The organism is Auraticoccus cholistanensis, from assembly GCF_009742705.1.
In the GTDB taxonomy this organism is placed as follows: domain Bacteria; phylum Actinomycetota; class Actinomycetes; order Propionibacteriales; family Propionibacteriaceae; genus Auraticoccus; species Auraticoccus cholistanensis.
Genome location: NZ_WPCU01000010.1, coordinates 622990 through 633326, shown reverse-complemented (window position 1 = coordinate 633326; position 10337 = coordinate 622990). Strand labels below are relative to the sequence as shown.

Genomic DNA, 10337 nt, shown 5'->3' with positions numbered 1-10337 from the left:
TGGGCTCGCCCGTCCGGCTGCGGCTGCTGCTGGCCGTGCTGTCGGGGCGGACGACGACCGCCGAGCTGACCGCCCTCGACGACGTCGGCACCAGCGGGCAGGTGTACCACCACGTCCGGGCGCTCACCGCCGCCGGCTGGCTCCGCAGCGCTGGGCGCGGAGCGGTGCAGGTCCCTGCCGAACGGGTCGTCCCCGCCTGGGTCGCGCTCGCCCTGGTGGCTCCGTGAACGGGCGGGGAGGACCGCTCGTGCTGCTGCTGGCGGTCGCGGTCGTGCTGGGTCTCGCGGTCGGCGTCCTGCTGCGCCCGGCGCCGTCCCGGCTGCCCGAGCAGGTGAGCGGTGACGCCGGGCTGGCCGCCCGGGCCCGGGCCGTGCTGGGGGAGGACCACCGGGCGCTGGCGGTCGCCGTGGTGGGACCCGGCGGCACCCGCACCGCGGTGATCGGCGCCCCGGCCGGGGCCCGGTTCGAGACCGGCTCGATCAGCAAGGGCGTCACCGGTCTGCTGCTCGCCCAGGCGCTGGAGCGCGGCGAGGTCCGCGAGACCACCAGGGTCGCCGAGCTGGTGCCCGAGCTGGCCGGGGCGCCCGTGGGAGAGGTCGAGCTCCGCCAGCTGGCCACCCACACCTCCGGGCTGCCGGTGCAGCCGGTCACCGCGGGCCAGCTGGGCCGCAACCTGTGGGCCACCGCCTCCGGCGCCAACCCCTACCCGGCCAGCGAGGCCGAACGGCTCGCCACCCTCCGCGGCACCCCGCTGTCCCAGCCGCCCGGCACCTACTCCAACCTCGGCTTCGAGGTGCTGGGCCTCGCCCTGGCCCGGGCCGCCGGCACCAGCTACCCCGAGCTCGCCCGCGAGCGCGTGCTCGAGCCGCTGGGGATGGACGCCGCCGGCTACCCGACCAGCCCCGACGAGCTCGGCGCGCTCGACCTGCGCGGCGAGAGCGGCAGCGGCCGGGTGGTACAGCCCTGGCTGGGGCAGGCCATGGCCCCGGCCGGCGGCCTCCGCGCCGACGTCGGCGACATGGCGCGGCTGGCGGGTGCCCTGCTCGACGGCTCCGCCCCCGGGGTCGACGCGCTCGAGCCGCGCCAGGCCTTCCGCGGCCACCAGATCGGCTGGGCCTGGATCACCAGCGAGGCCGCCGACGGCTCCCGCCACGTCTGGCACGACGGCGGCACCGGTGGGTTCTCGTCCTGGCTCGGGGTGGACCGCGACCGGGGGACGGCCGTGGTCGTGCTCAGCGCCACCGCCGACCCCGTCGACGAGGGCGCCGAGGAGCTGCTGCGCACGGAGGGGAGCCGCTGATGTGGTCGTCGGTGCTGCTGCTCGTCGCCGTGGCCGTCGTCGGCTGGTTCGTGCTGACCGCCTGGTCCACGGGGCGCGCGGCCGCCCGCGACCGCGACCGGCTGGTGGCAGCGGCGGTGGAGGCGTGGCTGGTGCTGCTCTGGGTCCGGGCCGCCGTGCCGCTGCCCGGGGTGCTGTCGTGGTGCTGGGTGGGCGCCGTCGCCGCCACCGCGGTCGGCGTGGCGGGTGCGGCGCGTCGCTGGGGCGGGCTGCCCTGGCGGGCGGGCCCCCGCGGCAGGCCCGACCAGCCGGTCCCCGGCTGGCGGCGGCGGCTCGCCGTGGCCGGGGTGGCGCTGTCGCTGGCGCTGGGGGTCGCGGCCACCGTCGTGCTCGCCTGACGGGCGTGTGTGACGACCTGGTGACAGCCGCGTCCACCCCCTCCCCGGCACGCCCGGGAGGTGGCGGACGACCCCTACGATGACCGCCATGGTCACCAAGTCTCCCCGGGCCGCTGCGCGCCCGCGTCCCGACGGTGGGCGGCTCGGCGCCGTCGACCGCTACTTCGAGATCAGCGCCCGCGGCTCCACCGTCGGCCGGGAGGTCCGCGGTGGCCTCGTCACCTTCTTCACGATGGCCTACATCCTGGCCCTCAACCCGCTGATCATCGGCACCAAGCCCGACGCCGAGGGGAACCTGCTCGGCGGGCTGCCCTACACCGACCAGGCGGGGCAGGTGATCGGGGCCAACGTCGACACCGCCATCGCGATGGTCGCTGCGGCCACCGCGCTGGTGGCCGGGGTGATGACCATCCTGATGGGCGTGGTGGGGCGCTTCCCGATCGGTCTGGCGACCGGGCTCGGGCTCAACGCCTTCCTGGCGGTGCTGATCGCCCCGCAGATGACCTGGCCGCAGGCCATGGGCCTGGTGGTGATCGAGGGCGTCATCATCGCGGTGCTGGTGCTGACCGGGTTCCGCACCGCCGTCTTCCGCGCGGTGCCCCGGTCGCTGCGCACCGGCATCTCGGTCGGCATCGGTCTGTTCATCACCTTCGTCGGGCTGGTGGACGGCGGCGTCGTCCGCCCCGGTGAGGGCACCCCGGTCCAGCTGGGCGTCGGCGGCTCGCTGTCGGGCTGGCCCGTGGCGGTGTTCGTGCTCGGGCTGCTGCTCGTGGCGGTGCTGCACGTGCGCCGGGTCCGCGGCGCCATCCTGATCTCCATCCTGGCCGCCACCGTGGTGGCCGTGGTGATCGAGGCGCTCGCCTCCGTCGGGCCCCGGGTCGGCGAGGAGAACCCCGGTGGCTGGTCGCTCAACGTGCCGAGCCTGGACGGCGTGCTGTCGCTGCCCGACCTCGGCCTGATCGGCCAGGTCGACGTCTTCGGCGCCTTCGCGGGCGCCTTCTCCGGCGGGTTCAAGGCCAACCTGTTCTTCGGTCTGGCCCTGCTGGTCTTCGCCCTGCTGCTGGCCGACTTCTTCGACACGATGGGCACCGTGGTCGCCGTCGGCGCCGAGGGCGACCTGCTCGACGGCAAGGGCAACCCGCCCCACCTGACGCCGATCCTGATGGTGGACTCCGCCGCGGCCGCCGCCGGCGGTCTGGGCTCGGTGTCGTCCAACACCTCCTACATCGAGTCCGCGGCCGGTGTCGGCGACGGCGCCCGGACCGGTCTGGCCTCGGTGGTGACCGGCGTCGCGTTCCTGCTGTCGATGTTCTTCGCCCCGCTGATCAGCGTGGTGCCCTCCGAGGCCGCGACGCCCGCGCTGGTCTTCGTCGGCTTCCTGATGATCGCCCAGGTGGTCGGCATCGACTGGAGCGACGCCGAGGAGGGGCTGCCGGCCTTCCTCACCATGGTGCTGATGCCGTTCACCTACTCGATCACGGTGGGCATCGGCGCCGGCGTGCTGGCCTACCTGGTCCTCAAGCTGGCCCGCGGCAAGGCCCGCCAGGTGCACGTGCTGATGTACGTCATCGGCGCGGCCTTCGTCGTCTACTTCGTCCAGGGCCTGATCAGCCGGCTGATCGGCTGAGGTCAGCCGCGGGACCAGTGCCACAGGTGGCCGATGGCCACCCCGCCGCACACCGCGACGACCCCGCCCACCACGGCGCCGAAGGCCCAGCCCGGGGCGACCAGCAGCGAGCCGAGGATCATCAGCATGCAGACGGTGAAGCTGCCCAGCAGCACCAGGCCCGCCACCACCGCCGACGCCGCCGAGCGCACCGGCGCCGGCGGTGCGGCGGGTCGCTCCAGCGGCGGCAGGTCGCGGGTGAGCCGGTGCAGGTCGCCCTGGGTGCGGGCCGCCATCGCCCGGCTGAGCCGCTCCTCCAGCTCGTCGGGGTCCAGCCGGCCGACGCTGTAGTGCTGGCTCAGCTCCTCGCAGACCCGGCTGCGCTCGGCGTCCCCGACCCGCAGCCCCGGCGGGGTGCTGCGGCGCGGGCCCGGCCGGGCGGCCCAGGCCGGGCGGGGGAGCGGCGTCGGCGGCGGCGTGGCAGGCAGGCTCATGGGGCCAGTCTGGGCAGCCCGGCCGTCGCCGCCAACCGCCTCGGCACCGTGGGCCGAGGCGCGCGCCCGGAGACGCGACCAGGGTCTGACCCGCACGCCGTCGCAGCCCCTCCGCCGCCCCCGCGGCACGGACGACACGGGCGGCACGTCGTGCGGGGAGCCGATGTGCTTTAGGGTGTGAACGCCGATCCGGCGGACAGGAAGGCACTCGCGTGCGCGCAAGACGAACACTGACGGCAGCAGCGGCGGCTGCGGCGACCCTGCTGGCGGGCGCCCTCGCGGGCTGCGCCCCCCAGACCTCCAGCGCGCGACCGGGCGAGATCGCCCCGAGCTCGGCGCCGAGCGCACCGGCCAGCCCGAGCCCGACCACCGCCAGCCCGTCCCCGTCCGCGACCCCGTCGGCGAGCCCCAGCCCGTCGAAGAAGGCCACGCCGAGCCCGACGCCCACGCCGTCCAGCAAGCCGGTGCTGTCCCCGGGGGACACCGGTGACCAGGTGCGCGAGCTGCAGGCCCGGCTCAGCCAGCTCGACTGGTTCTCGGGCAAGATCACCGACACCTACGCCGAGGCCACCGAGGTGGCGGTCGCCGGCTTCCAGGCCAAGCGCGACCTCGACGACACCGGGGTGGTCGACGAGTTGACGTGGGAGACGCTGGTCTCGATGACCCGCGAGCCCACCGACGACGAGCTGCACAACCGCCTCACCCCCGGACCCGCCCTGTACCAGGAGGGCGCCGAGGGCGAGGAGGTGAAGGAGCTGCAGGCGCGGCTCGCCCAGATCGGCTGGTTCTCCGGCAAGGTCACCGGCTACTACGGCAGCGAGACCGCCGCGGCGGTGCGCGGCTTCCAGGAGAAGCGCGAGATCCCCGTCACCGGCGAGGTCGACCAGCGCACGCTGGACCGGCTGGCCGAGATGACCCGCGAGCCCACCAAGGCCGAGCTGGCGAACGAGAAGCCGAAGCAGGACAAGCCGAAGGCCTCCGGCGACCTCGACCCGCGCTGCCTCACCGGCCGGGCGCTGTGCATCTCCAAGCAGACCAGCCAGATGGCCTGGGTGGTGGACGGGGACGTGCAGTCCACCTACGCCGTGCGGTTCGGCTCCGAGCTCACGCCGACCCGCGAGGGCGCCTTCAGCGTCGGCTGGAAGTCACGCGACCACGTCTCGACGATCTACCACACGCCGATGCCGTTCGCGATGTTCTTCAGCGGTGGGCAGGCGGTCCACTACTCCGCCGACTTCGCCGCCAACGGCTACAACGGCGCCTCCCACGGCTGCGTGAACGTCCGCGACCGCGCCGGCATCGAGGCCCTGTTCGACCAGGTGTCGGTGGGCGACAAGGTGATCGTGTACGCGTGAGCCCCCGGTGAGGGAGTGGCGCGGTCGGGTCGCGGTCGTCTCCGACTACTCCTTCGACACCCTGGGCGGGGCCGAGACGGCCATGTTCGAGCAGGCCCGGGCGCTGGCCGCCCGGCTGCCGGTCACCGTGCTGGCCCCCCGCAGCGCCCGGATGCCCGAGCTGGCGCGGTCGGCCGGCGTCGAGGTGGTCGGGGTGCCGCGGCTGGGACGGCTGCCCGGTCTGGGGCTCCCGGTGGTGCCGAGCACCCGCGCCCTGCGCCGCCGTCTCGCCGACCTGTTCGAGGCCACCGGCACCGAGGTGGTGCACCTGCACTCCGAGTTCGGTCTCGCCGCCGCCGCCACCGCGGCCGCCCACCGGCTCGGGATCCCCGTGGTGCAGACCGTCCACACCTTCTTCTGGCAGACCACCTGGCCGGTGCAGCGGCTGCTGGCCGCCGCCGTCCCGGGCGCGCACCACGCGCTGACCGGTCTGCCTCCCAGCCGGGAGCGGCTGGACGAGCGGCCGGGGAACTCCGCGCTGCGCAACATGACCCTCACCCAGGCCCGCACCGTCGAGCGGGTCGTCTCGCCCTCGGAGCACCAGGCCCGGGCGCTGCGCGAGGCCGGCCTGCCCGCCGTCGACGTGGTGCCCAACACGCTGTCCACCGACGTCACCGGGGCCGAGCCGCTGAGCCGGGTGGACGGCCCGCTGCGGATCGTGTGGATCGGCCGGCTGGTGCCGGAGAAGCGCCCGCTGGAGTTCCTGCGGGCCGGGCTGCGGGCGGTCGCCGAGCTGGGCCCCGGACGGCTGGAGCTGCTCCTCGTCGGCGACGGGGAGGAGCGGGGGGCCGCCCAGGCCCTGGTCCGAGACGTCCCGGATGTGCGCCTGCTGGGCCGCCGTCCGCACGCCGAGGTGCTGCAGCTGCTGGCCTCCTCCCACCTGTGCGCCCTCACCTCCCTCGGCTGGGACAACCAGCCGATGACCGTGGTGGAGGCGGTCAGCAGCCTGCGCGGCGTCCTCTACTGCGACCCCCGGCTGCGGGAGGGGCTGACCTCGGCCGGTGTGCTGGCCCCCGGCGCGGACGAGGCCTCGCTGGCCGCGACGATGGTCGCGCTCGCCCGCTCGCCGGAGCGGGTCGTGGCCGCCTCCCGGGGCGCGCTGGCCGACCGCCGCGAGTTCGCCCCCGACGTCTTCGCCGACCGGGCCATGGCCTGCTACGCCGCCGCGCGCGAGGGCCTCGGGGTGACCGTGCAGTGACGTCTCTACGACCTCGGGCTGAATTCTCCCCGGGGTCGGCGACCATGGTTCTGCCAGGGTCGCAGAGCCCCGATCCGGCGCCACCTGGCTGATAACTTCCGAGACATCTCAGCCAGACGACCGGGAGGAGCACCATGTGGATCGCCGCCGCGATCGCGCTCAGCCTGGTCGCCGCCGTCTGCTTCGCCGGCGCCGCCGCCCACCAGCACCGCGCCGTCGGCCACCACGTGGAGCGCACCGAGCAGACCCGCCACCTGGACCTGCGCCACTTCTGGGCGCTGGTGCGCACCCCGCGCTGGCTGCTCGGGGTGGGCCTGGGCGGGCTGGGCGCGCTGCTGCACATCAACGCGCTGAGGCTGGCCCCGGTCGCGGTCGTGCAGCCGGTCGGCGTGGTGGCCGTGCCGCTCAGCGTGCTGCTGACCGCCCGCCGCACCCGCACCCGGCCGCCCCGGCTGGTCTGGTCCGGCGTGGCGGCCACCGTGCTGGGCGTCTTCGGGTTCGTGCTGCTCACCGCCCGTGAGGCCCGCAGCGAGGTCCCGGCGCTCGAGGGCATCCTGCTCGTCAGCGCCGTGGTGGCCGTCGCCTGCGTGGTGCTGGTGCTCGCCGCGCGCTCCGCCCCCCGGCGCTGGCCCACCCTGCTGTGGGCCACCGCAGGCGCCTGCGCCTTCGGCCTGGCCTCGGCCTACGTCAAGGCGCTGTTCCTGCTGCTCGGCGCCCGCACCCCGCTGACCGCCCCGGCCGTGTGGGTCACCGCCGCGGTGATGCTGCTCGCCTACGTGCTGGGGGCCTGGATGGTCCAGCACGGCTACCTGGCCGGCTCGCCGGAGGTGGTGGTCGGTGCGCTGACCGTCACCGACCCGGTGGTGGCGGTGCTGATCGGCCTCTTCCTGCTCGGCGAGGGCGGCTTCGGCCCGCTCACCGTCCTGGCGATGCTCGGCTGCGCCGCGCTCGCGGTGGGCGGCGTGGTCGCCCTCTCCAGCCACCACCCCGAGGCCGGCCAGCACCGGCCCCCGCTCGACACCCCCGTCCACCCACCCCAGCGGAGCGCCCCGTGAGGATCCTGATCACCGCCGACACCTACGCCCCCCAGATCAACGGGGCGGCCCGCTTCACCGAGCGGCTGGCCGAGGGCCTCGCCGCCCGGGGCCACCAGGTGCACGTCGCCGCGCCGTCCCCGACCGGGCGCCCCGACCGCCAGGTCGTCCGCGGGGTGACCGTGCACCACATCCGCTCCTTCCGCTACCCCCTCTACGAGCGGTTCCGGGTGGGCTCGTGGTGGCGCGGTGCCGCGCTGCCGCTGCTGGACGAGCTGCGCCCCGACGTGGTCCACCTGCAGGCCCACTTCACCGTCAGCCGGGGCTTCGCCGCGGCGGCCACCGCCCGCGGCATCCCGCTGGTGGCCACCAACCACCTGATGATCGAGAACGTCTTCGACCACCTGCCGGTGCCCCGCATCGCGCGCGGCCCGGTCACCCGGCTCGTCTGGCGCGACCTGGGTCGGGTGTTCGGCCAGGCGTCGGTGGTGACGACGCCCACCCCGCGCGCCGTCGAGCTGCTGACGGCCGCCACGGGCCTGCAGGCGCTCGCCGTCTCGTGCGGGATCGACGCCACCGGCTTCCGCGCCAGCAGCCGCCGCTGGGAGCACGTCCGCTCCGCGCCCGGCTGGGAGCCGCGGGTGCTGTTCGTCGGCCGGCTCGACCCCGAGAAGCGGGTGGACGAGCTGCTGCGCGCCTTCGCGCTGCTGCCCCGCGACCTGCCGGCCCGGCTGGAGATCGTGGGCCGCGGCTCCTGCAGCGACTCGCTGCGCACCATGGCCGAGGAGCTCGGCGTGGGCTGGCGCGTCGACTTCCGCGGGGTGGTGACCGACGCCGAGCTGGAGGAGGCCTACGGCCGCTCCGACGTCTTCTGCATGCCAGGCGTCGCCGAGCTGCAGTCCATCGTCACCCTCGAGGCCATGGCCACCGGACGCCCTGTCGTGGCCGCCGACGCCATGGCCCTGCCGCACCTGGTCGAACCGGGCCGCAACGGGTTCCTCTTCACCCCCGGCGACGTCCGCGGGCTGGCCGGGCACCTGGAGACCCTGCTGCGCGACCCCGAGCTGCGCCGGCGGATGGGTGCGGCCAGCGAGGTCCTGGTGTCGCGGCACAGCCAGCAGGCCACCCTGGAGCGCTTCGAGGACATCTACGACGAGGTGGCCCATGGCAGAATCGTCCGTCTCCGCCGCGCCGCCTGACCGGTGCCCGACCTGAGGAACCGATGAGCATCTTCGAGCGAGTGGTCGAGTGGGTCGTGCACCTGATGGACCTGATCGGCGCTCCGGGGGTCGGGGTCGCGATCCTGCTGGAGAACGTCTTCCCGCCCATCCCGAGCGAGCTGGTGCTGCCGCTGGCCGGCTACACCGCCCAGCTGGGCCGGTTCGGGGTGGTGGAGGCGCTGGTCTGGGCGACCGCCGGCTCGGTGACGGGGGCGTGGCTGCTCTACGGCCTCGGCGCCGCCTTCGGCGCCGAGCGGCTGGCCCGGATCGCCGAGCGGGTCCCGCTCACCGAGGCCGGTGACGTGCACCGGGCCGTCGCCTGGTTCGACCGCCACGGCGGCAAGGCCATCTTCATGGGACGGCTGGTGCCCGGCGTGCGCAGCCTGATCTCCATCCCGGCCGGCATCGACCGGATGAACCCGGTGACCTTCACCGTGTACACGCTGCTGGGCAGCGCGCTGTGGAACACCCTGCTGATCGGCGCCGGGTACCTGCTGGGAACCCAGTGGGGCGTGGTCGAGAGCTACATCGGGGTCATCTCCAAGGTCGTCTACGTGCTGCTGGTGCTGGGCGTGGTGTTCGTCGTCTGGCGGCTGGTCCGCCGTCACCGCCGGGCGGCCACGCACGCGGCCGGGCTGCCCCAGGACGAGCACGACTGAGCTCGTCCACAGCCCGTCGGCCGGCGTCCACAGCCACCGCCGGCGGCTGCCTGCCGGCCCGCCGGGCCGCCGACGGTGCGGGCATGACCATCCGCCCGCTGCCCGACTCACCACCCCGCATCCGTGCCAGCCGCCCGGCCGACGTGCTCGGCGTCGTCCCCTACCTGCTGGGGTTCCACCCGGCCGAGGACGTCGTGCTGGTGCTGCTGTCCCGCACCACCGTCGTGCTGACCGCCCGCACCGACCTGGCCTCCATCGCCTCCACCGCCGCGCTGGTCGCCATGGTCGAGGACCTCGCCGACCTGCACGGGGCCGACAGCGTGGTCGTGGTCGCCTACGCCGCCGAGCGCGCACCCGTCACCCGGCTGCTCGAGGGGCTGCCCGCACGTCTCGACGGGGTCCGCCTCGTCGACCTGCTGCACGTGGACGGGGACCGCTGGTTCTCCCTGCTGTGCCGCAGCGGCTGCTGCCCGCCCGAGGGCACCCCCTACGACCTCGCCGGCAGCCGGACCGCCGCCGAGGCGGTGTGGGCGGGGCTCACCGCCTGGCCCTCCCGCGACGACCTGCGCCGGCTGGCCGAGCCGCCCACCGACCGGCTGGACGAGCGCCGGGCGCTGGTGGACCGGGTGGCGGAGCGGCTGCTGCCCGTCGCCCCCGGCCAGCTGGCCGCGACGCTGCGGCAGGTGCAGCGGCTGCGCGGGGCGGTGCCCGGCGAGGAGGAGTGCGCCGAGCTCGCGGTGGCGATGTTCGACGTCGACGTCCGGCACGGGGTGTGGCTGGCCCAGACCCGCGCCGACGCCCCCGGGGCCGTGGCGCTGTGGTCGCGGGTGGTCCGCGCCACCGTCGACCCCTTCCGCACCGCCCCGCTGTGCCAGCTGGCCACCGCGGGCTGGCTCAGCGGTGACGGGGCGCTGATGTCGGTCTGCCTGGAGGCGCTGGCCGAGGTCGACCCGGGTGCCCGGCTGGTCCGCACCCTCGACATGATCAACCGGCTGGCGCTGCCGCCGTCCTGGTGGGACGAACCCCCGGGGTCCACCGGCCGCGGGTAGCGTCCC

10 protein-coding genes and 1 pseudogene are annotated in these 10337 nt (G+C 75.4%); 10 read left to right on the top strand and 1 reads right to left on the bottom strand.

Annotated features, from left to right (window positions below; genetic code table 11):
- From GC722_RS17915 to GC722_RS16425, 4 genes and pseudogenes are all read left to right on the top strand, one after another.
- Positions 1–227, top strand: a pseudogene (locus tag GC722_RS17915) (hypothetical protein); the annotation flags it as partial.
- 20 nt (positions 228–247) lie between these two features.
- Positions 248–1300 carry a serine hydrolase domain-containing protein gene (locus tag GC722_RS16435; protein WP_197430226.1) on the top strand — a complete coding sequence of 351 codons (1053 nt, stop codon included), beginning with the start codon at positions 248–250 and terminating at the stop codon, positions 1298–1300.
- Positions 1300–1677 (top strand): hypothetical protein, encoded by a 378-nt coding sequence (locus tag GC722_RS16430; RefSeq protein ID WP_156611851.1) that lies wholly within the window; start codon positions 1300–1302, stop codon positions 1675–1677. The genes GC722_RS16435 and GC722_RS16430 overlap by 1 nt, the downstream gene beginning before the upstream one ends.
- An 88-nt stretch (positions 1678–1765) precedes the next feature.
- Complete coding sequence (locus GC722_RS16425; RefSeq protein ID WP_156611850.1) at positions 1766–3304, top strand: NCS2 family permease; 1539 nt, start codon at positions 1766–1768, stop codon at positions 3302–3304.
- 2 nt (positions 3305–3306) lie between these two features.
- Here GC722_RS16425 and GC722_RS16420 read toward each other — a convergent pair whose 3' ends face one another.
- Positions 3307–3777: a DUF1707 SHOCT-like domain-containing protein gene (locus tag GC722_RS16420; RefSeq protein WP_156611849.1), complete on the bottom strand. Its 471-nt coding sequence runs from the start codon at positions 3775–3777 to the stop codon at positions 3307–3309.
- 464 nt (positions 3778–4241) lie between these two features.
- On the opposite strand from GC722_RS16420, the gene GC722_RS16415 reads away from it, so the two are divergent.
- The 6 genes from GC722_RS16415 (at position 4242) to GC722_RS16390 (ending at position 10331) form a co-directional block, all read left to right on the top strand.
- Positions 4242–5132: a L,D-transpeptidase family protein gene (locus tag GC722_RS16415; RefSeq protein ID WP_331714977.1), complete on the top strand. Its 891-nt coding sequence runs from the start codon at positions 4242–4244 to the stop codon at positions 5130–5132.
- A 7-nt stretch (positions 5133–5139) separates the two neighbouring features.
- Positions 5140–6369, top strand: coding sequence for a glycosyltransferase family 4 protein (locus tag GC722_RS16410; protein ID WP_156611848.1), 1230 nt, complete (start codon positions 5140–5142; stop codon positions 6367–6369).
- Positions 6370–6503: 134 nt separating this feature from the next.
- Positions 6504–7424 (top strand): hypothetical protein, encoded by a 921-nt coding sequence (locus tag GC722_RS16405; RefSeq protein ID WP_156611847.1) that lies wholly within the window; start codon positions 6504–6506, stop codon positions 7422–7424.
- Positions 7421–8602 (top strand): glycosyltransferase, encoded by a 1182-nt coding sequence (locus tag GC722_RS16400; protein WP_197430225.1) that lies wholly within the window; start codon positions 7421–7423, stop codon positions 8600–8602. Before GC722_RS16405 ends, GC722_RS16400 begins: the two co-directional genes overlap by 4 nt.
- 23 nt (positions 8603–8625) lie before the next feature.
- Positions 8626–9282 (top strand): DedA family protein, encoded by a 657-nt coding sequence (locus tag GC722_RS16395; RefSeq protein ID WP_156611846.1) that lies wholly within the window; start codon positions 8626–8628, stop codon positions 9280–9282.
- A gap of 83 nt (positions 9283–9365) precedes the next feature.
- Entirely contained in the window at positions 9366–10331 is a 966-nt protein-coding gene (locus GC722_RS16390) for a DUF4192 domain-containing protein (protein WP_156611845.1), read from the top strand.
- Positions 10332–10337: the final 6 nt, after the last annotated feature.

Excerpts from the sequence above, each read along its gene's own strand:
- GC722_RS16390 (WP_156611845.1), top strand. The coding sequence starts at position 9,366 with ATGACCATCCGCCCGCTGCCCGACTCACCACCCCGCATCCGTGCCAGC.
- GC722_RS16420 (WP_156611849.1), bottom strand. The coding sequence starts at position 3,777 with ATGAGCCTGCCTGCCACGCCGCCGCCGACGCCGCTCCCCCGCCCGGCC.
- GC722_RS16425 (WP_156611850.1), top strand. The coding sequence starts at position 1,766 with ATGGTCACCAAGTCTCCCCGGGCCGCTGCGCGCCCGCGTCCCGACGGT.
- GC722_RS16405 (WP_156611847.1), top strand. The coding sequence starts at position 6,504 with ATGTGGATCGCCGCCGCGATCGCGCTCAGCCTGGTCGCCGCCGTCTGC.
- GC722_RS16430 (WP_156611851.1), top strand. The coding sequence starts at position 1,300 with ATGTGGTCGTCGGTGCTGCTGCTCGTCGCCGTGGCCGTCGTCGGCTGG.
- GC722_RS16395 (WP_156611846.1), top strand. The coding sequence starts at position 8,626 with ATGAGCATCTTCGAGCGAGTGGTCGAGTGGGTCGTGCACCTGATGGAC.